This window comes from Magnetococcales bacterium, from assembly GCA_015231925.1.
In the GTDB taxonomy this organism is placed as follows: domain Bacteria; phylum Pseudomonadota; class Magnetococcia; order Magnetococcales; family JADGAQ01; genus JADGAQ01.
The window spans coordinates 1-25,566 of the sequence record JADGAQ010000022.1 but is presented as its reverse complement, the minus strand read 5'-3'; the positions used below and the strand labels follow the sequence as shown (position 1 = coordinate 25,566).

Annotated in this window: 23 protein-coding genes; 3 read left to right on the top strand and 20 right to left on the bottom strand. The window is 62.6% G+C overall.

The features are described 5' to 3' along the window. The 20 genes from HQL56_04520 to HQL56_04425 form a co-directional block, all read right to left on the bottom strand. Window positions 1-158, bottom strand: a 158-nt coding sequence (locus tag HQL56_04520) for a hypothetical protein (GenBank protein ID MBF0308776.1), incomplete at its 3' end; no start/stop codon positions are given. A 58-nt stretch (window positions 159-216) separates the two neighbouring features. Beyond that, complete coding sequence (locus tag HQL56_04515; protein ID MBF0308775.1) at window positions 217-1,137, bottom strand: hypothetical protein; 921 nt, start codon at window positions 1,135-1,137, stop codon at window positions 217-219. Between the two features lie 20 nt (window positions 1,138-1,157). After that, window positions 1,158-1,667 (bottom strand): magnetochrome domain-containing protein, encoded by a 510-nt coding sequence (locus HQL56_04510; GenBank protein MBF0308774.1) that lies wholly within the window; start codon window positions 1,665-1,667, stop codon window positions 1,158-1,160. A 7-nt stretch (window positions 1,668-1,674) separates the two neighbouring features. Next, on the bottom strand, window positions 1,675-2,247 hold the full coding sequence (locus HQL56_04505; protein ID MBF0308773.1) for a hypothetical protein: 573 nt from the start codon (window positions 2,245-2,247) through the stop codon (window positions 1,675-1,677). 9 nt (window positions 2,248-2,256) lie between these two features. Further along, the gene (gene mamB / locus HQL56_04500; protein MBF0308772.1) at window positions 2,257-3,138 is read right to left on the bottom strand and encodes a magnetosome biogenesis CDF transporter MamB; all 882 of its coding nucleotides are present in this window, start codon (window positions 3,136-3,138) and stop codon (window positions 2,257-2,259) included. Continuing rightward, entirely contained in the window at window positions 3,135-4,385 is a 1,251-nt protein-coding gene (locus HQL56_04495) for a LemA family protein (GenBank protein ID MBF0308771.1), read from the bottom strand. The genes mamB and HQL56_04495 overlap by 4 nt, the downstream gene beginning before the upstream one ends. 18 nt (window positions 4,386-4,403) lie before the next feature. After that, window positions 4,404-5,066, bottom strand: coding sequence for a tetratricopeptide repeat protein (locus HQL56_04490; GenBank protein ID MBF0308770.1), 663 nt, complete (start codon window positions 5,064-5,066; stop codon window positions 4,404-4,406). Window positions 5,067-5,089: 23 nt separating this feature from the next. Then, window positions 5,090-6,010: a magnetochrome domain-containing protein gene (locus HQL56_04485; GenBank protein MBF0308769.1), complete on the bottom strand. Its 921-nt coding sequence runs from the start codon at window positions 6,008-6,010 to the stop codon at window positions 5,090-5,092. Then, a complete protein-coding gene (locus HQL56_04480; GenBank protein MBF0308768.1) occupies window positions 6,007-7,941 on the bottom strand; it encodes a TSUP family transporter in 1,935 nt (644 codons plus the stop codon). The genes HQL56_04485 and HQL56_04480 overlap by 4 nt, the downstream gene beginning before the upstream one ends. Before the next feature lies 1 nt (window position 7,942). After that, the gene (locus HQL56_04475) at window positions 7,943-9,271 is read right to left on the bottom strand and encodes a sodium:proton antiporter (GenBank protein ID MBF0308767.1); all 1,329 of its coding nucleotides are present in this window, start codon (window positions 9,269-9,271) and stop codon (window positions 7,943-7,945) included. Next, a complete protein-coding gene (gene mamM, locus HQL56_04470; GenBank protein MBF0308766.1) occupies window positions 9,271-10,248 on the bottom strand; it encodes a magnetosome biogenesis CDF transporter MamM in 978 nt (325 codons plus the stop codon). Before mamM ends, HQL56_04475 begins: the two co-directional genes overlap by 1 nt. Continuing rightward, a complete protein-coding gene (locus HQL56_04465) occupies window positions 10,245-10,469 on the bottom strand; it encodes a LapA family protein (GenBank protein ID MBF0308765.1) in 225 nt (74 codons plus the stop codon). Before HQL56_04465 ends, mamM begins: the two co-directional genes overlap by 4 nt. Before the next feature lie 54 nt (window positions 10,470-10,523). Further along, complete coding sequence (locus HQL56_04460; GenBank protein MBF0308764.1) at window positions 10,524-10,844, bottom strand: hypothetical protein; 321 nt, start codon at window positions 10,842-10,844, stop codon at window positions 10,524-10,526. A gap of 40 nt (window positions 10,845-10,884) precedes the next feature. Continuing rightward, window positions 10,885-11,931 carry a rod shape-determining protein gene (locus HQL56_04455; protein ID MBF0308763.1) on the bottom strand — a complete coding sequence of 349 codons (1,047 nt, stop codon included), beginning with the start codon at window positions 11,929-11,931 and terminating at the stop codon, window positions 10,885-10,887. Between the two features lie 60 nt (window positions 11,932-11,991). Beyond that, window positions 11,992-13,929: a hypothetical protein gene (locus HQL56_04450; GenBank protein MBF0308762.1), complete on the bottom strand. Its 1,938-nt coding sequence runs from the start codon at window positions 13,927-13,929 to the stop codon at window positions 11,992-11,994. 52 nt (window positions 13,930-13,981) lie between these two features. After that, window positions 13,982-15,937 carry a trypsin-like peptidase domain-containing protein gene (locus HQL56_04445; GenBank protein MBF0308761.1) on the bottom strand — a complete coding sequence of 652 codons (1,956 nt, stop codon included), beginning with the start codon at window positions 15,935-15,937 and terminating at the stop codon, window positions 13,982-13,984. 6 nt (window positions 15,938-15,943) lie between these two features. Next, window positions 15,944-16,168 carry a hypothetical protein gene (locus HQL56_04440; GenBank protein ID MBF0308760.1) on the bottom strand — a complete coding sequence of 75 codons (225 nt, stop codon included), beginning with the start codon at window positions 16,166-16,168 and terminating at the stop codon, window positions 15,944-15,946. Window positions 16,169-16,213: 45 nt separating this feature from the next. Further along, entirely contained in the window at window positions 16,214-17,419 is a 1,206-nt protein-coding gene (locus tag HQL56_04435; protein ID MBF0308759.1) for an MFS transporter, read from the bottom strand. A gap of 106 nt (window positions 17,420-17,525) precedes the next feature. Beyond that, window positions 17,526-17,849: a hypothetical protein gene (locus HQL56_04430; protein MBF0308758.1), complete on the bottom strand. Its 324-nt coding sequence runs from the start codon at window positions 17,847-17,849 to the stop codon at window positions 17,526-17,528. A 112-nt stretch (window positions 17,850-17,961) separates the two neighbouring features. Then, the gene (locus tag HQL56_04425; protein MBF0308757.1) at window positions 17,962-18,783 is read right to left on the bottom strand and encodes a hypothetical protein; all 822 of its coding nucleotides are present in this window, start codon (window positions 18,781-18,783) and stop codon (window positions 17,962-17,964) included. Between the two features lie 557 nt (window positions 18,784-19,340). On the opposite strand from HQL56_04425, the gene HQL56_04420 reads away from it, so the two are divergent. Genes HQL56_04420 through HQL56_04410 form a run of 3 tightly spaced genes read left to right on the top strand, consistent with a single transcriptional unit; the run spans window position 19,341 to window position 25,384 of the window. Continuing rightward, window positions 19,341-23,153: a hypothetical protein gene (locus HQL56_04420; GenBank protein MBF0308756.1), complete on the top strand. Its 3,813-nt coding sequence runs from the start codon at window positions 19,341-19,343 to the stop codon at window positions 23,151-23,153. A gap of 6 nt (window positions 23,154-23,159) precedes the next feature. Then, complete coding sequence (locus tag HQL56_04415; protein ID MBF0308755.1) at window positions 23,160-24,104, top strand: hypothetical protein; 945 nt, start codon at window positions 23,160-23,162, stop codon at window positions 24,102-24,104. After that, on the top strand, window positions 24,101-25,384 hold the full coding sequence (locus HQL56_04410) for an Hpt domain-containing protein (protein ID MBF0308754.1): 1,284 nt from the start codon (window positions 24,101-24,103) through the stop codon (window positions 25,382-25,384). The genes HQL56_04415 and HQL56_04410 overlap by 4 nt, the downstream gene beginning before the upstream one ends. Window positions 25,385-25,566 lie beyond the last annotated feature (182 nt).

Genomic DNA, 25,566 nt, shown 5'->3' with positions numbered 1-25,566 from the left:
TTTTGCACCGCCAGGCGTGCTTCGTTCTCCTGTTTTTGCGCCGCCAGCTGCGCGTCGGTCTCCTGTTTCCGTCGTTCATACTCGGCGGAGCGTTCGCGATTTTCGCGCACCATCTCCTGGAACATCTTCCAAACGTCGTCGAAAGTCACCGCAGCCATCGATTCTCCTCCCGGTTGCATTACTCCTGAAATGAGCATACCCGGAGCCACCCTGATTTTAAATCGCTTTTTTCACATATTCCGCCTGCATGGTTTTCATCTCTTCCAGAAAGCGGGGCAGATCGGCATGCAACTGGGCCATCAGGTCGTGGGCCTGGACGATGGTTTCCAGGTTGCCCCGGAAGAGGCGTCCCACGTTCTGGAAGGGGGTGACCACGATCTGCAACGCCTGCTGGGTGCGTTCGAAGGCGGCCTGGCACTTCTCGATCTCTTCACCGACCTGGTTGAGGGTTTGGGAGATCTCCCGATTGGTGCCGCCGTGCTGGCCGCTCAACAGCTCGTTGAGTTGTTGCAGGGCGCGGTTTTTCATCTCTTCGGCCTGGCGCCCCTCTTCTTCGAGCATCTCGATCAGGGGCTTCAGATAGATCATCACCCGGGGGTCGATGCGTTTTTCCATGGCCTGCATGAGGGAACTCTGCTGGGTGCCGAATTTATCCATCATTTCGGGAACCCGGGAGAGTGCATCCAGTTTTTCGGCCACGGGGCCGTCCACGCCGGTCTGTCTGGGCTCGCCCATCATCTGCATCAACTTGTCCAGGGTGGCGCGGATACCGGCGACCTCTTTTGCCAAAGAGACCGTGTCCAGGCTTGGTCCACCCATCTTTTCCGCCAGATTGTCCAGTGTGCCGTGGATGAGGGAGACCTCCTGCCGCACCTCGGCGAGGCCTTTTTTCATCTCCTCGGAGATGACACCCTTGGCCGTGGCTGCGGCGGCCTGACCGTCGTTCATCGCATCCATCTTGCGCACGAAATTGGAGATCGTGGTCGCCGTCAGTTCCAGCTTGTTGAGCTTCTCATCGAGGCTTTTGACATGGGTTGCCGTGGAGAGATGGACTTCCACCACCTTTTTCAGAAGCCCTTCCATGATGGTGATGCGATTCTGGAATCCCTCGTTCTCGGACCCTGCTTGTTGCGCCATTTCGGTCTCTCCTCAACGGATTATTTGGTTTGAACGTACACCAAAATGTCGTGACATTTGATACAGCGCCCGGAGGGCGGGTGGGGCCGGGGTGAATTCGGCATAATGGGCGGCCCCACCTTGTGGTAGCGTGAAACCTGCTCCCAGACTTTGGCCACCGGGGTTGCCGGCTGGGATCCGGGGGGAGGTCCGCCGCGGATCAGGTGGCAGTTGGTGCAGGGGCCCCAGGAGGGATGGGGCATGCGGGCGCCGGGATCGATGGTGGGGATACGCTTGATCAGCATCCTTCGCAGGTTCGAGGGGGGGGAGACCAGCTCCAGCACCGGTTGCCGCAACGACGGTTGGGTGGGTTTGGGCATGGCGCCGAAAACCTCCCCCTGAACCTCACCGGGTGTTTGGCCCGTTTCGGCGCTCGACCGCAACTGGTTCCACCACCCGGAACCCCACAGGCCAAAGGCGATGAAGGCGATCAACCCGATCACCCCCAGCAGAGCCAGTCCCTGGGAAAAGTTCGCTTTGGGTCCGCTCATGTCGGCGCTATTGCAGTTTGTTGGACCACAGGGCGAATCCCTCGTCGTTGCGCAGTTCGCAGATCTTGCCGTTCATGCGGATGCGTTTGGCATAGACCAGGGGAGAGCGCCCTCCCTTTTCAAAGGTGAAGCCCGAGCCCTCCAGGAAGATGTCGTGGGCCAGCGGGCAGCCGAGATACTTGAGAAACCAGCCGGGCCCCACGGAGATGCGGGTTTCGCCTCCCACCGGGTCGGTAAGCCAGACATGCAGCTGGCCGTCGCTTTGTGGCTGTTCGGAAAGCTGCTGCACTTTGCCGCGAAAGGTGACTCGCGGGGCCTGTTGCAACAGAACCAGTCCGTTTTGCGTGCCGCCGCCGTCCGCCGGGCGGGCGGGAGCCGCCACGGGAATCATGCGCAGCGCCTCCTGTCCCGGTGGTGTCAACAAGGCATTGCTGACGGGTTGCGAGGCAGCCGGAGCGGCGTCGACCACCGGGGTCGAACGGAAACTCTCCGGGAACAGCGCCGCGATCAGAAGGCCCAGAAGGGCCACAAGCCCGCCGACGATGATCCACTCCCCAGGCCCCATCGATGGATTCTTCACGATCACCCCCTAATCCCGGACTTCGGGTGTCAGAAAGAACTGCATGCTGCCGATATTCTCGATGTCGTGTTTGATCTTCTCCTTGAGGGCCGTCAGGATCAGATCGCCTTCGAAGACTTTCAGATCCTTGTCCACCCGGATATCGGCTTCGATGTAGAGGTTTTCGCCCAGGCTTCTGGCTCGCAGATAGTTGATGCCCATGACCCGGGGGAAGGTACGGATGATCTGATAGAGCCCTTCCAGTTCCGCCACGTCGGGGGAGGCGTCCATCAGGTTGTCCACCGCCTCGATGATCAGCTCCAGGCCGATCTTGATGACCAGAATCGACAGCAGGATGGCCGCCAGCGGATCGGCGATGGGAAAGTCGAGGATGGTGGCGAAGAAGAGGCCGATCACCATGCCTACCGAGGAGAAGGCGTCCGACCGGTTGTCCCAGGCGTTGGCCATGATGGCGGGGCTGTTGTTCTCGATGGCCACGCACCGTTGATACTGGTACATCAGTTCGTTGCCGACGGTGGAGACGATGGCGGCCAGCAGAGCGGTGCGGTCCGGGGTGGCGAAGGTGTTGTTGACGATACTCAACAGCGCGTCCACCAGGATGAAGATGGAGCCCACCACCAGGATCAGTCCGACGATGCCGGAGGAGATGTGTTGGATCTTGCCGTAGCCATAGGCGAACTTGTCGTCCGGCGGGCGGTGGGAGATGCGCAGGCTGATCAGGGTGAAGACGCTGGCCAGCAGATCGGCCAAAGAGTGGAAGGCGTCGGCCATCAGGGCGGCGCAGTTGGTCAACAGGGAGGTGACGACCTTGTAGAGTACCATGAAGACGTTGAACCAGATGGAATACCAGGTCACTTCGTCACGGCATTGGATGCAATGCGGGTATTTCATGGCTTGTCGGCCTCGATGGCAAGCGGGGGCTCCGTCTGGCGCACGCCGGTTTCGGAGGCGGGCATCTCAGCCACGGGGGAGGGCGCAGGCCATGGCGTTCCGGGAACCTCCGCCATTGCGGGGGCGGATTCCGCCGGCTTGGCGAGCGCCGCGAGCGGTTGGGTCGCGGGAGCCGGTTCCGGTGTCTTGACGGCTGACGCCGGTTCCGGTGTTTTGACGGCTGCCGCCGGTTCCGGTGTTTTGACGGCTGCCGCCGGTTCCGGTGTCTTGACGGCTGACGCCGGTCCCGGTGTCTTGACGGCTGACGCCGGTCCCGGTGTCTTGACGGGCTCCTTGGCCGGAGCCGGCGGCTCCACCTTTGGCGGTTCCACTCCGGGGGGATGGGGCATTCCAAGCGGGTTGCCCCACTTTTCCAGATGGGGAGCGTCTTTGCCTGGATGAGCCTCGCCTTGACTGCCGGTGGAATGGGACTCTTTATGCGGAGTCTTGCCGAACTCCATCTCCGGGATCAGACGCATGAATTTGTTGGCGTCCAACTCCATGTTCATGTTGTCCGGACCCGGCTCGGCTGTAAAATAGGGATACCGTTTGAATCCCATGATCTTAGCCATGACCCACCAGGGAAATGAAGTTACCATGGTGTTATATACTTTTACTTCCGTGTTGTACTCGTCCCGCCGCTTGCTGATGAGATTCTCGATATCCATCAGCTTATCCATAAGCTGCTGATAGGTCGTGGAAGTCTTGATGTCCGGGTACTGTTCCACCAGGCCGAAGAGCCGCGAAAGCGCCTCGGCGGGGGGGGTGCCGGCCGGTGGCAACAGGTTGGACAGGGTGTTGGGCAGTTGCTGTCCCATCAGGCCGATGCGTCCGTCGGAGACGTAGCGGAAGACCTCCTGCTCCAGCATGGCATGGTTCAGGGTCAGATTGACCAGATTGCCGAAGAGGTTCGAGCGACGTTGCAGAGCGTCGTGAATGTGTCCCCGGGAGGAGAGAACCTGCTCCTCCGCAGCGATGAAGCGGTTGAAATTGTAAAACGTGGTCACGATCAGCACCACGATGGCGCTGACCGAGAGGATCACGATCAAGGACTTGGATTTGATGGGCGGCAGCTTTACGGTGCTGACGGCCTCCTCCTCCTGATAGAGCTGACGCATCAGCTTCTTCATGCGGTGCATGCGTTCGCTGCTGGTCAGTTCCAGGCCGAGGTCGTCCATCTCATCCATGGGGTATGGCTTGTCAGGCATGATCGGTCAAATCCGTCTCTAGCTGTCCTGATAGGCTTCTTTGAGTTCCGAGGTCTTCTTGAAGAAGACCACGGCCTCCTCGTGCTTGCCCTGCTGATCCAGGACGAAGCCGATGGATTGATAGACCTTGATCTCTCCCGGTCGAATGGCCAAAGCCTCCTGGAAGGCCTCGATGGCGGCGTCGTATTCGCCCAGATGATCCAGGGCCAGTCCCAGGCGATAATGGAGATTGAAGTTGCCCGGCGCCTTCTGAATGGCCTTGCGAAGCAGATCCGCCGCCTTCTGGTACTCCTTGGCCTGGATATAGGCCATGCCGAGGATGGAGCTGACCCGAGGGCTCGACTCCTCCAGGCGACCGGCGCGTTCCAGAACCTGGATACCTTCCCGGGTCTGTTCGGTCTTCAGATAGCAATAGCCCAGGTGAAAGAGGGTCTCCTCGTCGTTGGGCCAATGGAGCATGACTTGTTCCAACAGGGGCAGCGCCTGCCAGTAGCGGCCCTTTTTGGTATGGTCGATGCCCCGGTCCCGGTAGAACTGGGCCCGCAGGGAGCCGTCCACCGTGAAGACCGCATTGAAGGCGTCGATGGATTTTTCGGCGACCCTCTTCAACACGCCCAGACCGGCGAAGGAGATCAGACGGAATTCGTCCGCGAAGTTGACGGGGGAACGATTATTGGCCATGGGTCTTCAATCCTTTTCCAGTCTCAATGGATGATCGGATGGCATGCCTGACAGGGACCCCGATCCTTGTGGGGCGGTGTTGCTCCCGCCCGGATGGGCGGCGGGGGCAGGATGATCCCGTCTGGATCCGGAACGATGTGTCCGGTGGTTCCGATGGCATGGCATTCGGTACACGGTCCGCGATAGGGATGTGGCATGATCTCTCCGGGGAGGATCATGGGCGCCGTTTCCACCTGGGCGAAGCCCAGATTGGTCCTGGCCTTGAGTACGAACTGCTGAAGTTTGCCCTTGCGATAGACCAGGATGGAGGCCGATTTGGCCATCTGCACCTTTTTGGTCTCGGCCAGAAGGCCTTCCAGGGAGTTCACGGCGTTGCCGTTCACCGACACGATGACATCTCCGGCCAGCAGACCCGCCTCGGCGGCGTTCAGGGTGACTTCGTCCACCAGCAGTCCCTGCAGCTCCATGGGCAGGCCCAGCTTCTTTTTCAGTTCCAGGGAAAGGGGCAGGGCTTCCAGTCCTTTCCAGTGTCCTTCGGAGAGTCGGGCCTTGGGGTTGAGGAAAGGCGGCAGGGACGGCGGCCCGACGGCGGAAGGGGATCCGTAGGCTGCCGGAGGCGTCATCACCATGCCGGATCGTGCCGGGGGGGACTGCCACGACCCGGCGGGGGGGGCTGCCGCGAAGGATGGGCCCGCCGGCAGGCGGGGCGTGGGGACCGGAGGCGGTGTCATAAGGCGCGAAGGGGGCACGGGCGGTTGCGGCGACAGGGCGCTCATGCCCGCAGAGGGGGGGGGCGCCGGAGCCGGAACCGGGGCCGGGGCCACGACCACCGTCGGCGCCGTCTCGATCCCCGTAGCGCGCTGCTCCGAAAAGAGGGCCGTGACCACCAGAGCGATGACCATCAGAAAGCCTGCCGTGACCAGGGAAACCGCATCCAGTTTCATATCAGGAACATCCTCACCGCAATCACCAGCATCAGAACGGCATAGATCCAGCGCAGCATGTTGAGGGGGATCACCGAGGTCAGCCAGGCGCCGGCCATGCCGCCGAGGAAGGCGCCCGGCGTCAGGATCAGGGCCATGACGATGGGGGTCTGCAACTCGAAGGAGCCGCTTTGCACCCCGTGCCACAAGGCCACAACCGAACCCACCAGGGAGGCAAAAAAGACCAGGGTGGCGCTGTTGGCAATGGCGTTGCGCAGCGGAAGTCGGGCGATGTAGCGTTGCAACGGCACCTCGATGACCCCGCCGGTGATGCCCAGGATGCCGCTGATGATGCCCATGGGCAGCCCGAGAATGCCGTGGCGGGCCATGGGATGGACGAATTCGGGTGCGGGGGCGTCATCATCGACGTTACTGCCGAAGTATTTCTGCAGCCAGGTCACCAGGTTTGCATCGGGTCGCCGGGGGTGGGTCGGGGCATCGTCCAGGTCCGGGGTTGCCCGGCCCGACTCGGAGATTTCCACCAGCATCTTCACGGCCAGGAGGAGGGCGAAGGCGCCCAACAGCCACTGGATGGCCGTTTTCGACATGACGTTGCCGATGAAGTAGCCCAGCACCATGCCGCCCATGGCCCAGGGGATCAGGGGTTTGCACATATCGAAACGCAGCAGTCCCTGGCGCTGATAGCGCAACATGGCGGCGCCGTACATGAAGATGTTGGTGATGTAGGCCACGGGACGCACCAGCAGCAGTCCGTAGCCGAAGAACCACATCAAACCGGTCACCTTGATGATGCCGCCGCCCATGGTCATCATGCCGCCGCTGATCCCGGAGACGAAACCGAGCAGCAACAGACCCAGGAAGTTCTGCGGAGTGTAGCCCAGCAGGCGCAACGAGGGTTCGTGGGCCGGGTCGCGCATGGCGGGGGAAGCCGCATCCGCCGGGGTGGTCAGGCCCACATGTTTGCCCAGATCGATGCCGAGAAGCCCCTGCGCCTTCTGCCACCAGCGGTCGGCGGTGCGCGGAGGGCGCGGTGCGGCGGGGGAAGCGGCTGCCGGATCGGTGTTTTGGGGGGCGGGGGTGGAGGATATCTTGCGGGCGAAAGTGACCACCTCCTGAAAATGGGTGATCAGCACGTTGGCCGGTACCGCATAGCCCACGATGCGGCCTGTGGGGGCTTCCACGGCCAGGTTGATGCCCACCAGATGCCCTTGATCGTTGATCAGGGGTCCGCCGCTTTGCGCCCAATGGAAAACCGCGCTGGTCTGCATCAGATGGGTGAGATTGAGATCCCTCACGGGGACGGGTTCCGTAAGATCGATGCGCTCCACGTTACCCACGCGCTGCATGGCGTCGGTGCCCAAGGGATCTCCCCAGGCTTGCACCGTGTCGCCGACCTTCAACAGCGGGGCGTTGTCCAGCGCCACGTAGGGGAAGACATCCTGGGAGACGATCTTGACCAGGGCCAGATCGTGTTCCCGCACCACCTTGACGGTTTTGGCCGGATATTCCCGGGGGCCGAAGGGGGTTTGCACCCTGACCTGGATTTCCGCGAGATCCTGAATCAGGTGAAAGGCCGTGACCACATAGCCCTTGGGATTGACCAGCACCCCGGATCCGGCGGAGATGTATCCGGCCGGATTGCCGTTTTGCGGTTTGGTGGTTCCCGCGATGTTGACCAGGGCCACGCGCACCGGGTTGAGGTCCGGATCTCCCGGCGTGGTCATGGCCACCACATGACCGATCGCGGTGGTGGACCGGGGCGTGTTGGCCAGGCCGAAGAGGGTGATGTTCAACTGGTCCCGGTGGTCCCGCACCAGATGAACGCCCCAGGCCATGGTGCCGAAGAAAAAGAGAATCAGCACGGCTGCCGGGAGGCGCCAGGACTGTCGGCAAAAAGGGATGATGCGGGAAGAAGCCTTGAACTGTCTCATGTCAGGGGGTGATCACCACGATGTACAGGGATGAAATTCCCAAAAAAATGCCCGCAATGGGCAAACCCCAGCGCAAATAGCCGTGGAAGTCGAGTACGGAGCCGGCGTTGACCTCTTCCGGGGGCAGTTGTCGCGCCCGGCTGGCCATCATGCTGGCGACCACCGGACCGGCGGTCGCTCCCGAAAGGCTGGCGGAGGAGCCGGCCAGCACCCCCAGGGAGAGGGCCCACCAGACGGCGCTGCCGGGAAAGGAGAGGCTCAGGGCCTTGGCCACGGGAATCAGGAAGGCGGTGGCGGGGCCGGCGTTGAGCAGGGGGGTCAGCAATCCCGCCAGCCACATCAATACCAGCAGGGAGAGGGTGGCGCTGCCGCCGCCCAGGGTGACCACCAGTTCGTGCAGACCCTCCAGAACGCCGGCCGCCTGAAGCCCCCCCACCATGACGAACAACCCCAGGAAAAAGAGCAGATCGCCGCCGCTCATGGCCTCGAAGAGCTGCTCGCGGGGGATGCGCCCCAGAACGAGCATGGCCATCCCGGCCACGAAGGTGATGCTGGAGGGTTGCACACCCAAGGGTTGGGCCAGGAAGAAACCGGCCAGGGTCGACAGCAGAACCCAGCTCCCCACCCGAAGCAGATAGGGATCGATGCCCGCCCGACCGGGGGCGTGGTTCGGCGACAGATTTTCCAAGGCCCGGTGGACCGATTCGGCATTCAGCGGTGAGGCGGTCTCCAGGCGCAGCCGCCTCTGGAAAAAGACCAGCAGGACCGCCAGCAGGATGAGACAGGGGGCCATCATGCCCCGGATGAAGTCATCGAAGTGCAACCGGGAGACGGCGCCGATGATCATGTTGGGGAAGTCGCCCACCAGGGTGGAAGCGCCGCCCAGATTGGAAGCCACCAGCTCCGCCGCGACGATGGGGGCGGGGGTGAGGGCCATGGCGCGGGTCAGTACCAGGGTCATGGGCACCATGATGACCATGACCGAGAGATTGGTGAAGAAGAGGGAGATGGTGTAGGTGATCAACACCAGCAGCACCAGGATCAACAGGGTCTGGCCCCGTGAAAAGCGCACGGTGCGCCAGGCCAGTTCCTGGAAAAGGCCCGAGCGGAAAAGGGCGTTGGAGATCAGGGACATGCCGAAGAGCAGGGAGAGACTGTCGAAGTAGATGGATGCGACAGCCCGGTCCAGGGTGTAGAAGTCGAGGGCCCAGCCCAGGAACAGGAAGGCCAGGGCGCCGCCCAGCATGGCCGGGCCCCGGTCCACGAGGTCCAACTGCACCAGGAGGAAGATTCCCACGAAGAGGGCCACGGTGACCAGGGCGGCGTCCATCAGGGGGTGGCTCCCTTGGGGTTGTCCAATTGGAGCTGGGCCAGCTTGTGGCGCATGGCGACGATGTCCCCTTCCAGGTGTTTCAACTCCGGCAGAGAGCCTTCCGCCGACTTGAAATGGACGGTAACGTCGCCGATATGGGGAATGGAGTCCACCAGTCGCTCCTCCACCCACAGGCTGATCTCCTTGCCCCGTTCCACGGTCAGCTCGGGATCGACGCCGATGACCAGGGTGATCCAGACCTCCTGGCCCACCCGGCGGGTGCGCACCTCTTCCACGGCCTTGACCCCTTTGACGGTGCGGGCCAGCTCCTCGACACGCTGTACCATCTCCTGGGGAGCCGAGACGTCCATCAGCCCCTGTACCGAATCCCAGGAGATCTTGACCCCCAGGTGGAAGAGGTCGAGGCACTCGCCCACGGCCACCAGGGTGTCCAGCCAGGGCAGGTTCAGGTAGTGGGAGCCGATGATACCGAAGGCCACCGCGACGGAGGAGTAGGCGTCGGACTTCTGGTGCTGGGAGAGGATGGAGACGATGGGGCTGTTGATCTGGTGGGCCACGCAACGGGTGTAGTACCAGAGGAAAATGTTGGCGCCGACGGCGAAGAGGGCGGCCCACAGGGCGATCATATGGGGGGCTTTGTGGCTTCCCCCCTGCCACAGCTTGTCCGCCTCGAAGTAGATGAACAACCCGGTGATGACGATCATGCAGAGACCGACGGTGAGGGAGAAGAGGAACTCCGCCTTGCCGTGGCCGAACTGGTGTTCCTGATCGATGGGCTGTTTGGAAACCTTTAAACCAAAAACAATCAGGAATGAAGTCAGTACATCCTTTAAGGAATATAACGCATCAATCAACAGAGCCTGGGAGCCTGAGATAACCCCAACGAACACCTTGAGAATGGAGAGGGCGATGTTGGCGATCAGCCCGATCCATCCCACGGATTGGTAACAGAGAATGCACTGGGGATAACTCATAAACCTTCATCCCTGCGCCGGTTGCGCGAGAGGGTCTTGCGCGCCAAATGGTTCACGGTGGCCAGAACGAAGCCGCCGATGAAAGCCCCGGAGATGATCAGAATCAGCGGCATTTCGAGGGGTGGTCCCACGATCAGCCGGATCTGCACCGGTGCCATGTTCTGGGATGCGAAGATCAACAGCAGGATAGAGAGAAGCAAGGAGATGAAGGGTTTGGTCACCGCGCATCTCCCTTCTCCACAGATGATTGCCATCCCATATTCATCGGTTACGTCCTAGATGGACTCCGCCCAATTGCCGATGAGGGGCAGTTTCCAGGCCCGTCCCATGATGACGGAAGCCAGCCCGATCACCGAAAAGACGAAACAGAGCAGGCCGGAGACGCCGAAGAAGAGGCGGCCCAGGCCGGGAACGGCCAGGCTGTAAATGGCCAGAACTTCCCACATCCAGAGAATGATCCCCTGACGGGCGTGGAAGCGGACGTAGCTGTCATCCCGGTTGACCACCAGGGGTACCAGGGAAAGGATGCCCAGATAGCTCATTCCGGCCAGCAGTTTGGCGCCGACGCCGGAGGGCAGTTGCACGGTCGTGGTCATATCGAATTCTCCATGGCAGGGGAAGAGGGAACTCTTCCGATTATTTCACATTCCGGGAGACATGCCCAACTTGTTCCCAATATTGGGGCGGCAATTCCATGGCCAGCTTCAGGGCTCCCGCGCCGCCGCAGTAATCGGGATCGGGAACCTGCCGCACCACCACATTGCCGTAGTCCTTCATCATGGCGGCGATCAGGTTGTCGATGCCCCGGATGCTGGAACCCCCTCCGGTGAGGTAAATGTTTTGCAGGGCCTCCTCCTGATCTTCCGGGTCGAAGACCATGACCAGGCTTTGCAGGTTTTCCACAATTTCCGTGACGATGGTTTCGCAGGCGGTGCGAATCTCTTTGGTGAGGTTGAAGGATCCCGGTTTGCCACCGACCCGCAGGTTGACGATGACATCCTCCTTGGGCACGCCGACGAAGGCGTACTGCTCCTTGATCTTGCGGGCCAGATTGTTGGTCATCTGCACCGTGGGATAGTTTTCCCGGATGAGATTTTCCAGCACGAGGTCGATGTAGTTGCCCGCCTTCAGCACCGTCACCTGTTCGTCCCCGCTGGGGATGGTGCCTTTCATGGCGCAGATGTCGGTGGTGCCGGCGCCGATGTCGATGATGATGGCGTTGTTGAGCTGGTCGATCTGGTAAGCCGCCATGAAGGGTTCGGAGACGACCATGGAGAGGTCGAGCACCTCCTGGGTGATCTTCAGGAGCTGGTTCTTGTTGAACATGGAGGCTCGGGCCGGAACGCCCAGCACGCCGTAAATCTGGTCGCCGGGTTGCGGGTTGGCCAGGCTGATGGCGTGTTTGAGCAGCAGTTTGGCCGCATCCGCCGCCTGGTCGTTGGCCTCCTTGAGCACACCGTCTTCCAGGGGATAGTGGATGTCCAGATAGGATTGGCGCTTCAGCGCATCCTCTCCGATCATATGGGACTGATGCATGAGTTTGACGCCGATGATGTCCTTCGGATAACCCACTACGGAGCGCACCGTGGCGCGAGCGCCCCGGTTCGACAAGACCATCGTCCTGGAGGTTCCCAGATCGATGCCGAGCAAGAGCGGACCACCTTGTTGTCCCGTTGTTTTCATGTCTTGCCTCTCTTCTCTTGGTCGAAATGAAGTCGGAACGGAATCAAACGTCTCTCCGCGTTATTCCTTGGTGTTATTTTGCGTCCCGCTGGGTTTGAAGGCCCGGAAAATGGCTCCGACGGCGCCCACCACCGGCATGGTGACGACACCGATGGTGCCGAGGACGATGTTGCCGCCCCCCTTGAGAATGCCGCCCACTCCGCCGGCCACGTCGGTCACGCCCTTGGCCATCTTTTTGGCGGCGCGGTCCGTGCCGCTCAAGGGTATGCCCGACTCTTCGGCGGCGAGTTCCTCTTCCGGATCGACCACCACCTTGCGAACCTTGCCGGTAAGGGAGCGGGAGGCGTTGACGACGCCGCCCACCATGTCGCCCAGGGCGTTGAAGATGCCTTCACCGAGGGATTCGACGGGCACTTCCCGAGGGTCCGAGGCAGGGGCGCGCCGGGTGGCCTTTTTGACGGCGGGAGCGGGGGCGGCCTTCTCCGGGGTGACCCGGGCCGTCGGCTCGTCGTCGAGTGCCTGACCCTTCAACTGGCGCAGATAGGCCTCGTTGATGCGGGCCTGAGCCGCAGAGGGTATGGCCTCGGACTTGGTGCGCTGCGGACCGCTGGATACACGGGGCACCGGGGGTACCAGACCACCGGGGGAGACCTTCAACACTTCGTCGGAATGGGTGGAGGCGGCGGGCGACTCCGCAACGGCCGCTTCCGCGACGGCAGTCGTTTCGGGGAGCGTCGCCGCGGGAAGTTCACTCGCCTCGGGTGCGGTTTCCGCAACGGGGAGGGGTGAGGTGGTGGTCACGTCCTCCTCGATAGCGAAGAGGGAGGGGCGCGGCTCTTCCACGGGCGGAACCACCTTGGCGGTTTCCGTGTGGTGGGAGCCCGCCTTCATGGCGCGGAGATCGAAGCCTTCCTCCATCTTTTTGGAAGCGGCGTCGCGAATCATTTTGAGAACCCGCTCCTTCTCGGCGGCGGCCACGAAGGCATCCTTGCGGGGCATCGCCGGGGCCTCGTCATGGGTCGGCGCGACGGGAGCGGCCGTGACTTCGGGAGCGGTCGCCCGAGGGGTCGCCGACGCGGCGTTGCCCGGATCGGATGCCTCCTTGGCAGGGGCCGCCTGCGCCGGGGTGCGGGCCAGATCGGAAAAGCGGTCCGCCATGTGGGCCATTTCCGCCTTCTTCTCCGCCAAAGCATCCGCGGCGCGCGAGGTCACCGCCGGCTTGATGTCGAGCGGGGCCAGCGGCGTGACGGGAGCTTCCGCCTTTTTCGCCTCGACCGGTGCGGCAGCAGGGCTTGCCGGGTTCGGAGCGGCTGCGGTTTTGGAGGCTTCGACCGGTGCGGCAGCGGTGGTATCCGGAGTGGCGGCCTTGGTCTCCGCGACCGGTGCGGCAGCGGTGGTATCCGGGGTGGCGGCCTTGGTCTCCGCGACCGGTGCGGCAGCGGTGGTATCCGTGGTGGCGGCCTTGGTCTCCGCGACCGGTGCGGACCCCGTGGTTTCCGGGGCGGCAGCGGCTACGGTCCCGGCCCCTCCAAGCGGTGCGGAGGCTTTGGTTTCCGGCGCAGGGGCGGCTCCGGCCCCGGTCTCTCCGCTCCCTGCCGGCGGCGGGGTTTCTTCCTTCCCGGCCGGCGGTGCGGCGTTGGCCGGTTCGACGCCATCTTTCCCGACCTTCGGCGTCTCCGCCGCCACGCTTTCGGTTTTGGCGGAATCCGGCTTGACGTTTCCGCTGGCTGTCCCCTTGCTCTCGACCACGGCTTCGGGGGCCTTGGACTCGGATTTCTTGTCCTTGTCCCGCTCCTTGTCCTTGTCGGGGGATTTGTCATCGCCCTTCGGAGCCGCCTTCAACTTGTCGTTGAGCTGCTGTTGCAGCACGGCGTCCAGGTTGTCGGCAATGGTGTTGTCGCCCTTGGGCGGGGCATCCGTCGATGCGGTTTTTCCACCCGAGCCCTGAGGCTGCCACTCTTTCTTCGGAAATCCCGAGCCACCCTTGTATTTGTCCATCAATGTTTCTCCTGTCAGCCGCTATCCGAGGGCGAAAAAGCCGTTCAAATTGTCATTTCAAGGTAACAAACATACGTTTACCGCCGCGCTCCACATCCAGAAGTATTGTTTTTGCTGTCGCGGATGCCTGGATGGCTTTGTCCAGCTCCACGTTGGTCGAGACCGGTTGGCTGTTGATGGCGATGACGATGTCGTTGGCGAGAACGCCGGCCTGGTCCGCTTGCAAACCGGGGTCGATCTCCTGAATCACGGCGCCCTTCTTGTCCTTGAGTGCCGGGGTTTTGGCGGCCATGGCCGCCTGGATGGGCTGCAGCTCCATGCCCATCCACTCGAACTCGGTCGGGGCCGGCGGGGCGGCCTTGGCCGGGGCTCCCGGAGTGGGGGGGGCGACGGGGGGCGGAGCGGCGGCGGGCAGGGGTTGGGCCACGTTGACCGGAGGCGGCGCGATGGTCACGTTCAGATCCATGCGCATCTGCTTGCGCACCAGCGAGAAGCGGGCCTTGTCACCGACGGCGTAGGTCTTCAGGCGGGTTTGCAGCTCATCCGGGGTGCGCAGCCAGCGGCCATCGAGCTTGAAGAGGATGTCCCCCACCTGCATTCCGGCCATTTCCGCCGCCGAACCGGGCATGATGCCCTGCACGAAAACGCCGTTGGAGAAGGGGGGTTTGAAACGCTGGATCAGGACGTCGTCCAGGGCTTTGAACTCCGCGCCGATAACCGAGGCTTCCTTCACGCCGGGTGTCGGATTGACGGCCGGTTGGCCGGCAGGGGCATTGGCGGTCGCCAGGGCCACGTTGAGACCGTTGGCCCCGCCGGGAATGCCGAAGGTCGAGGCCGGCAGATGGGCCAGTTGTCCGGCGGGCAGAATCACATGGCAACTCTCGCAGGCGCCCCGATCCCCATGGGGTGCCACGGCATTGGCGGGGATGGGCGGCGGGGGCATGCGTTTGGCGGCCACCGGCCAGCTCTGTCCGTTCCAGCCCTGTTGGGCCATGGCCGGCGTCACTTCCGGCAGGGCGATCACCTCGGAGAGGAACTCGCGCATGGCGTTGACGGGCACCGCGAAGCCGACTCCCGAAAAGGCCTGGGTGGGGGAGTAGATGGCGGTATTGATGCCGATAACGTAGCCGAAGCGCGATACCAGCGGTCCGCCGGAGTTGCCCTGGTTGATGGCCGCATCGGTCTGGATGAGGTCTTTGTGGACCACGCCCTCGATGGTGACGGCTTTGCGGGCCCCGGAGATGATGCCCTTGCTGACGGTTTGATCCAGGCCGAAGGGACAACCCACGGTGATGACCGGGTCGCCCACCTGGATGAGGTCGCTGTTGCCCAGGGGGGCGGGTTGCAGGGGCAGGGGCACGTTGATCTTCAGCAGCACCAGGTCGCGGGCCGGATCGAGGCGGATGACTTCGGCGGGATAGCGTTGCGTGCCCAGGGCGCCGAAGACGGTGACGAAGATGTTCTGGGCGTTTTCCACCACATGGAAGTTGCTGATCACGTAGCCGTCCGCCGAGACGATCACTCCGGAACCGATGCTCTCCATGGCCACGCCGGAGTAGGGGCTGGCGAATTTCAGGACGCCGTCGTTGTTGGCGACGGCGGGATTCGCGGGGCCTGCGGCGCTTTGGAAGGGCGCGGCGCGGTTTTGCGTGCTGACGTTGACCACGCTGGGCAGGATGGAACGCACCACCGTCGAGAAGGACTCCTGGTCCGTCGGCGCCGTTGCCGCATTGGCCGCCGGCGGCCAGAATCCGGCGGGTTGGGCTTGCACCATGGAAGGGGGGGCGCTCTGTACCGGGGTTCCGGGAATTTCGGCAATGGCGGCCACGCCCCGGCGGCCCATGTCGCGGGTCGCCTTGAGGGCCTTTTCGGAGTCGATACCGATCTCATCCAGGAAATAGTTCAGGTACCAGTAGCTGCCCGCCAGGCCCACGATGGCCAGAATCCCGACGATATAGAGATATTTCCGGTATTCCAGTCCGCACTCGACGCTTTTGTTTGAGAGCATTGCGGTTTACTCGTCCGATTGAGGAGAATTTTCCGTCAATTCCGCGTCCGGTTGTTCCGCGGGGCCGCCGTTGCGTATTTTGGAGACCCCGGCGCCCAGGGCCACCAGCCCCAGGACGATCAACAACAGGGGAACCAGACCCCGCAGCAGTTCAACGATGGACCACCACCAGGTTGAGAGTCCCCACAATCCGAGGGCCATTGAAATCAATCCGAAAACGATTGTAGGCATGACCGGCCGTTCCTTCCCAAAAAGACTCGATGGACGACAAAACAATTAGACGCAGGACGGTGAGGCCACCGGTCCGGCGTTCCTCATAACCAGCAAGGCGTAGACGAAAAGCAGCATATTGACCACGCCGGTGAAGACGAAGGGGGCGGTGGGGCCGATCCAGTCGAAGAGGATGCCTCCGATCTGGAGGAAGAAGATCACCCCGAAACAGCCCACGGTGTTGAATACCCCCAGCACCGAACCGCGAATTCTCTCCGGAGCCAGATCCAGGGCCAGGGTTTGGGGCACCAGGATGCAACCGGCCTGGCCGACGCCGACGACGGTTACCGGCAGCAGGATCCACCAGGAGAAGGGGTTGAGGATCAACCCCATGGCGGAAAACCCGATGGCGGAGAGGAGAAGCCCCAGGGCCACCGCCGGGATGCGTCCGATGCGCAGGGTGAGTCGACCCCACACCGGGATGGAAATCAGCACCACCACACCCACCAGACCGATCACCAAGCCCGCGCGGGAGGCAGCCTGTGCGTGGCTGACGCCCTCCATCAGATCGGCGAAATAGACGAACCAGGTCATCAGGAAGAGTCCGATGATGACCATGTCGTTGCGCGCGGTGAACGCGGAGAGGAAACTGAGGCGCAAACCCTGCTCCCGCTTGACCAGAGCCCAGATTTCCCGGAACGGGAAAGGTCCGCTCCCCTCATGGGGCTGGGCGATCTCCACCAGCAAATTCTTGGCCAGCCAGGCTCCGGCCAGGGCGATGCAGGCCGCCAGCCACATGGTGGCCGTCACGCCGATCTGCTCCGGCAACTGCATGAAGACCGCGTAGACCAGGGTGATGCCGAAGGCCATCATGAAACCCACGTTGGCCAACAGCCGGGGGCGGTCCTCCGGGCGGGTGTAGTCTCCGGTAAGGGTGGCCACCTGGGGCCAGATCAGGGTTCCGCCCAGGGACATGAGAACCCGCACCACATAAAAGACCGCCAGGGCGCTGATGCCCAGAATGGCGCCGATCTCCCGGTCGAAGGGGGCGAAAATCGCCGTCACCCCGGCCAGCAGGAAACCGTAGATCATCAGCGGAATGCGTCCGATGCGATCGGAAACGTAGCCCAGGTAGCCCACGAAGAGCAGGTCCACCAGTTCGGTGATCACCTGGATGTTGGCGTTGACGAACCCGGCATTATCCCGGGCCAGCCCCAGCACCTGGCTGAGATAGAGGGGCTGCAGGGCCATCACCAGGGTCAAAAAGATCATGACCAGGGAGACCACCAGGTAGAGGGCGTTATGATGGTGGCCCTGGAGGTCGGTCGAGAGGAGGCTCCTCCCGTCGGCAAGATCCCCCCGTTCGGGTGACGAACGACTAGCCACGCCGGCTCTCCACTTCCGGTGCGGCGAAGAAGCGTGCGGCCATGTCGCCGATGAACGGCAGTTTCCAGGAGCGGTTCAGCAGCACGGAAACCAGACCGGCCAGACTGGCGAAGGTGATCAGGACGGTGGAGGTGCTGAACAGATAGGGACCCAATCCCGGAAGATGCATCACGAAGAAGGAGATGACCGCCCAGATCCACAGCACCAGCCCCTGTCGGGCGTGAAAGGCCACATAGGCGTCGTCGCGATTGAGCAGCAACGGCACCAGGCAGAGGACACCCAAATAGCTGAATGCGGCCATCATTCTGATTTTCATTCTGTTTATTCCACAGCATCAGAACCGTTGCGATACAAAGGAATTCCGGAAAAGCCCGGGAGGGCTTTTCCGGTGGTTCCAAGACGCGGGTGGCGTCGCAGCTTCGGTGCGTCTAGCTGATGGCTTCTTCCAGCTCGCCCTCTTCGGTGGGACGCTTCATGTAGCTGTAGATGCCCACACCCACGGCGGCCACGGCTCCGACGAGAAGGATCGGTCCCCAGGCGCCGAGGCCGAGGCCGAGGCCCAGACTGGTGCCCGAACCGGTCCAGATGGTGCCTCCGGCAGCGATGCCCTTGGCGCCCGCGCCGGCTCCGACGGCGGCTTTGGCTCCGGTCGCGGCGGCGGTTCCGGTGATCACCTGGCCGGAAACCGCACCGTTGCCCGTCGCGGCGGCGCTCTTGCAAACCATGGCGCCCTTGCCCGCGGCGGTTCCGGCCATGGCGCTTTTGCCGGCGGCGGCACCCTTGCCGGCGGCGGCGCCCTTGCCGGCGCCGTTGCAGACCAGGGCCCCTTTGCCGGCGGCGCCCTTGCCGGCGGCGCCTTTGGCCGCAGTGGCTTCCATCTCGCTTTCGGTGGCCTTGAAGCCGATCTGCTGCATGGCCACGCCGCTGCCTGCGGCGCCCTTGGCGGCCATGCCGCCGGCGCCGGGGTGCAGGATCAGCCATTTGCCCGCGGAGGCCGTGCCGATCGGGGCCTTGCCCACCGTCACCGTCTTACCGATCAGGGAGGTCAGTTGCCCCGATTGACGGGCCCCTTCCAGCTTGAGGGCCACCATGCCGTCACCACCGGAGAGGGGATGCAGGAAGATCCAGTTGGCCATGCCGTCCCCGGTGGCCACCGTCGAGCCCACCGCGAAGGACTTGCCCGCCAGCATGGGCACTTGAGCCGCCTGGGCGGCGCCGCTCAATTTGAACATCATTGTTTCCCCAGCCATGGCCCTTCTCCTTCTTCGGTTATTTCCGAGTCAATAGCCCACTAAGGCGGTCTGCGACGAACGTCCAGCCACTATCCCTGTAAAGAAACAGGCGCCAGGATAGTTTAGAAATTCAGCCCTGTAAATCACGATCTTGAGTCCGAAACAGTCGCGAATCCGCTGCCACCACGGCGTGGGATGTGCCCCGTTCATCCTATTCGAATTGGTTGGTTTGTTATAAAATTTATCCATACCTTTATTTGGGTCTTTTATCTGAATATCGTAATCAATAATCAAAAAGTGTATAACTAAAATTTAAACAGGGGGGGGGGGAGAATATTTTCTTAAAACCAATCATTCAAATGATAGCTATTCGTGTTTAAAGGTCGATACCTGCCCAAGACCACCGCTCGCCGGGGGATGCCGCATTTCTCCGCTGTGGATTTTGCTGCGGATAACGGGTAGATTCCACAAAGGGAGGCGTAGGTGGCTTCACGCCTCGATAGCGTGTCGCAACGGGGGGAATCCCCGGCTTCTGTCTGATTCGTCGGTTTTATCATTGAGAAGGGGAGAGTCCCTTGGTTGAAATCGCCCGATTTTTCGCCGGACTTGGTGGACATCTCGTTCTGGTCACCATGGTCATTGGCGGTTTTTTGACCAGTCTGGCCATCTTTTTCCTGCAGACCCGGCGCATTGGTGTCCAGATAAAACGCGGCCTCGGTCTGTTGGAAGAGTGCAGCATCGGCAACGCCCCCGGCCAGAAGGACGATCAGGATCCCGCAGTGCGGGATCTGGTGCGAAAACAACGTTTCTCCGCCAATTGGCAGCGCTTCAAAAAGGGCATGGAAGCCCCGGAGATGCACTACTTCGCCCAAGCCTGGGCCGAGTTCGGCAAACATCTCGTGGTACCGCCCGCCAACTCCGGGAAGCTTGTCCGGACCACGGCGGAACCCTCCCTCTACATCAACGAACGCAGCCTCTTCTTCGTCAACATCAACTCCCGTCTCTACGATGCCGTTCCCGGATTCCTGACCGCCGGTGGCATCTTCGGCACCTTCGTTGGCCTGGTGGCCGGCATCTATCTGGCCCAGGACGGCATGTCCGCCGGCCCCAACGAAATGCGCCAGGCCATGAAGTTCCTCATGGGAGGCGTCTCCACGGCCTTTTTGACCTCCATCTTCGGCATCGGGCTCTCCGTACTCTTTTCCGTTCTGGAAAAACGCCGCCAGTACTGGATCGGACGCCTGGTGCAGCGCTTCAGCGAGGAGCTGGAGTCTTGTCTGGAGATGGCGGCTTCCGAAGACGGCGGCATGAACAAGATGTACGCCGTGCAAAGGGAGCAGCTTGTCGAGCTGCAGAAGTTGTGCCAGATACTCAAGACTCCCGGAGCCCCCCAGGCCGCCCCCCCGAGCGAGGGCGCTCCCCGGGACATGGATGCCCGCATCGGCTCCAGCCTCGCCCCGGCCTTGGGCAAGATGTTCGAAACCCTTGTCAAGTATCAGGAAAACCAGCGGGAGTCGCAGCAACAATCCCTGCGCAACGCCCTCTCCCCGCTTCTGGAAAACCTGCAAAACAGCCTGGCCGACAAGGTGGGCTCCGTCGAGTTGGCCCTGCACGCCCTCAACGAAAACCTGCGCCGGCAACAGGAGGGCCAAAGCCTGATGTTGCAGGATCTGAAGGAGAGCCGTCAGGAGGGGCTGCTGCACACCGCGCGGGAGATTCGCGAAACGCTGGAAGGCGTCGGCGTGAAGATGTCCACGCTGATGAGAGAGTCCGCCGAAGGCTCCTTCGGACGGCTGGAACAGTCCGTCACCGCCCTGGCCGACGCGGTTTCGGGCTTGCGGGGTCTGCAAAGTCAACAGACGGAGGCCCACGAGAAGTTCCTGGGCGAGTTCAGCCGCCTCGGGGCCAGCGTGCAGGGCGCGGCGGCGCAAAAGGCCGAACATCTCGACAAGAGCGTGGCCAGCCTCAACAGCAACCTGGACCAGCAGAACGAACGGCTGGCCGGGGCCTTGCGCGAGGCCGCACGGGAGTTGCGGGAGACCCTCGACCGGGCCGGCGCTCTGCTTTCCGCCAATCTGCGCCAGTCCGCCGGGGATTTCGATGCCCTGGTGGGACACTCGGTGGCCGATCTGGCGGACGTGGCCTCGGGCATGAAATCGGCCCAACTGGAGCTGGCCGCCCTGCTGCGGGACTCCTCGACGGGTCTCGCGGGCCGCATGGAACGCACCCTCGCCGATCTGGCGGACGTGGCCTCGGGCATGAAATCGGCCCAACTGGAGCTGGCCGCCCTGTTGCGGGACTCCTCGGCGGGTCTCGCGGGCCGCATGGAACGCACCATCGCCGACATGGGCAGCGTGGCCGCCGGCATGAAGTCGGCCCAGCAGGAGTTGATCCTGTTGTTGCGCGAATCGGCCAACAGCTTTTCCGGTCAGATGGGCCGCAGCCTGCAGGATCTGGCCCAATCCTCCACGGCGATGCTGGCGGTGCAAAACGAGATGCAACGCATCTTCGGCGCCGCTCCACACCTGCTGCTGGCCACCGAAAAGCTGCTGGACGGCCTGGAGCGCTTCCAGGGCGGTCTCGGGGAGAAACTATCCGCCCTGGTTCCGGCTCCGCGTCCCGAAGCCTCCCCCCCACAGGACAACACCCTGCTGCTGGACCGGATGAACCACATTCTGGATCAATCCCGTCTGGCCTTGACCCAGGAGTCCAAATCGGTGGCCGACACCCTGGTCGCTGCCGGGGGGCTGCTGCTCCACGCCGCCGAAAGCCTGGAGCAGACCGCCGCAGGCCTCTCCGACCATTTCGCGGGAGCCCTCGGCCGGGTGAGCAGCAGCCAGGAGGAGTTGGCCGCCGGCATCGGTCGCAGCAGCGAACACGTCGCCGAGCGACTGGAGGAGAGCCTCGCCGCCATCGCCTCCGGCATTGTCAGCCACTTCGCCTCCTCGGTGACGCAGTTGAGCGGCAGTCAGTCGGAGTTGGCCACGGATTTCCGCAAAACCGGCGAGCAGATCTCCTCCCGTCTGGAAGAAAGCCTCGGTTCACTGCTGTACACGGTGGAAAGGATGCACGACGCCCAGGAGGAACTCGTGCGCCGCATGGCTCAACCCGTGGCGGCGACGCCGACTGCGGATCCCGATCGGGCCCTGGTGGGCGAGTTGCAGACCTTCCACTCCCGCTTCGAGGAGAAATTGGGCCTCATGCTGGGCCTCTTCGAACGGCTGGAGAGCAACAACCTCTCGGCCCTGGCGGGTTTCGACCAGCGCAATCAGTCCCTCGGCAGCGCATTGCAGGAGTCCCGGCAGAAGCAAACCCTGGACAACGCCCAGTTGCAAACCCTGCTGCAGGCCACCAGCGCCTCTTTCCAGCAGTCCGCCGCCGAGATGAGCCATGCCGCCGCCCGCATGTCCCAGGCCCTGCAGCAGTCCACCCAATGGTCCGAGGAGAGCCGTCGGGCCATGGAGGGCGTCTTCAACTTCGCCCGCAGCTTCGACGCGGCTCAGGTCCGCTTCGGGCAACTCATCGACTCCATGGAATCGGGGGCCATGATGATCGCCGTGGCCGGGGAAAAGCTGCAAACCAGCGCCGAAAAGATGGAGTCGGTCACCACAACCCTGAACACCACCCAGGAGACCGCCCGTCTCACCCTCAACGCCATCGGCAAGGCCCACGAACTGCTTCGCGACCTCTGGCACAACTACCAGAACCGCTTCGAACAGGTGGACGGCTCCCTGGAGCGCACCTTCGTGCAGCTCAACAACGGGTTGGAGGAGTTCTCCGGTCGGGTGTTGCAATTCATCGCCGGGGTGGACGACCACATGGGCGGCATCACCGAAAAGCTGGGACGGAGCATCGGTGACTTCGGCTCCCGCCTGGAGGATCTCGACGACTCCATGAGCGGCTTCCTGGAGAAGATGTCCTCCACCCTGATCAGCCCCATGCAGGCCACCTCCCGGGACATGATCCTGGCCGGGGAGAAGATTCAGGCCAGTATCAGCAGCATGGAAGGGCTGTCCAACACCCTCTCCATCACCCATGGCGCCACCCAGGAGGGGGCCGAACAGACCCTCAGCTCCATCACCGAGGCCCAGGAACGCATGAAAGCCACCATCAACCTGATGCAGCGTCAGTTGGAATCGACCTGGAACGAGCAGCAGCAACGCTTCGAGCTGGTCAACGCCTCGCTGCAGCAGACCGTGGCCAACCTCAACAGCGATTTGGAGGATTTCTCCTCCGAAAAGGTGCTGGAGTTCATCGGAGGGGTGGACGAACACATGGACAGCGTCTCCAAACAGTTGCGCAACACCATCGGGGAGTTCAATACCAAGCTGGACGATCTGAACGACAGCATCAGCTTCTTCCTGCAATCCATGTCGAACCTGAGATAGCCCTCCATGTTCCAGCGCCGCAGGGAAGTTCGAACGCCGCAATATACCGCCCACGACTACTCCATCTCCATCAGCGATGTGATGTCGGCGCTGCTGTACGTCTTCATCGTCATTCTGATCATCTTCTCCTTCAACATGGGCAATACCGAGACGGATTATCGCACCGAACTGGTGCAAGTCACCAAGGAGCGGGAGAAGCTGAATCAGATCAACTCGTTACAGGAAGAGAAGCTGAAAAAACTGGAAACCGGCGTGGTCGAACTGCGGGAGCTGGCCTCGAACCTGAAGCGGGATCTGGACCGTCACATGGCCAAAACCCAGCAACTGCTCTTCCAGCTCCTTTCCGACATCCACAAGGATTTGCAAACCCGCGAGAATCTGCGGGTTTTCATCGACCCCAACCACGGCATTCTGCGGCTGCCCGACGAGATCCTTTTCCCCTCCGGTTCCGCGCAGTTCGCTCCGGGAGGCGAGGAGAACCTGAAAAAGCTGGCCCGCGTTCTGGAGCGCCACCTGCCCTGTTACGCCGGGACGGTGGAGGCGGCTCGTCCCCGGTTCTGCGAGGAGCGGCAGTGGAATCCGGGTACATTGGATGCCGTCTTCATCGAGGGGCACACCGACAACATCCCCTTGAGCAAGGCCAATCCCCACAGCAACAATCTGCATCTTTCCGGCATGCGCGCCATCAAGACCTACGAAACCCTGCTGGGCAACAACCGGGCCGCTTCCGGTCTGGGGGAGCTGCGCAATCTCAAGGGTCAGCCGGTTTTCGGCATCAGCGGTTACGGGGAGTATCGTCCGGTGGTGTCCCATGAACAGCCGACCGCCGAGGCGGCCAACCGACGCATCGACATCCGCTTTTTCCTGGTCAATCCGAAACCACCGGCGGCCATGTCCCATCTCTTCGAGGAGTTGGACCAGCTCAATCGCAAGCTCGATACCCTGAAATGAGCCTCAAGCGCGCTCTGGCCAACCACCAATTCGCCTTCGCCTTTCCGGCGCAACTGCCCCTGGGAGGGCGGACGGCCCGCTCCGAAGAGCGCATCGAGGCCTCGTTGCTGTCGCGTTCCCTGACGCGGATGCCGCCGCAAGAGGATCAGGAAGCGGGGCGTCGTCGGGTGATGGGCCACTTCCGGGAGAATCGCTCCTTGTCGGGTTTGTCGCGGCGGGATCTGAAACGCGCCCCGTGGTTTCTCTTCGCGGCGGGAGAGGACGGCCTGGTTCCGGCGGAGGATCCGGCCTTTCTTTCGGCCTGGGTGGGCTGGTTCGAGAAGAATCCTGCCAGCGGAACCCTGGCGGACCTGCTGCACAACCTGCTGCTGCACGATCCCCGGGGGCCGTGTCGCGCTTTGTTGAAACAGGGGATCGAACGGCATCTGGCCCGTAGCGTACAACCCCATCTGGTGGCCTGGCGGGAGCGTTGTGTCCGTTTCAAGCTGCTGGAGGAGGAGGGCCCGGAGGCCTTCGCCGCCATGCTTTACCGGGGGGAGGGCACGTTTCTGGAATTGACCCGGCAGGCGGGTTTGACGGGAGACCTGGTCAGCCGGGGGTTCGTGCAGCGCAGTTTGGGGCATCTGCTGAAACGACTGCGGGGTTACGCCGACGCCGACGGTTTGCGGGTGGAGGAGCTTCAGGCTCTGCTCAACGGTTTCCGGGATCAGCAGGGGCGGTTTCAGCAGCTGGTGGCCGGGTTTGCCTCCCAGTTGGCGGAGGTTCTGCTGCGACCCTTTCAGGATCGCGAGGCCGAAGGCCGCCTGCGCCAGCTGCTGCGGGATTTTCTGGTCAAGTATCTGGGGGATCCCCGCACCCATCCCGCCGCCTGGAACGCGGTGGACCCCAAAGCGCGGGAGGTCATTCTCGGCTGGCTCTCCGGGCGGCCCCGGCACATCGACGACAAGTTGTGGCTTTTCGTTCAGGAGGCCAACAAGCAACTTGCCGAGCTGGAGACGGAGCTGTTCAATCTCAAGAATCAGGGGAAGACCACTCCAGCCGGCGTGCTGCATCGGGCCATTCAGCGCTTGCACTCCGTGGAGGGCGTCGCGGAGTTTTTTGGTCTCTCCGACGTGATCGACCTCTGTCAGGAGATGGAGGAGGTTCTGGGGCGAATGCGGGATGGGCGGCTCGAACCCGATACGGAGAAGGTCGCCTGGCTGCTGACCCGACAGGAGCTGCTGCGGGATCGGGTCAACGACGTGCCGGGATTCTCCTTCCACAAGTCCGCGCCGGGCTGATTCCATTTCTGTTTCATTCGTTCATTAATACGGGGGTCCGGAGGCGATAATCGCCCTCGGACCCCCGTATTAATGAACGAATGAAACAGAAATGGAATGAAGGGCGAGGGCCATGGATGGCCCGAGTCAAACCCCTGCCGGGGACCATGATGGTCCCCAGACCCCTGCAATAATGCAAAAAT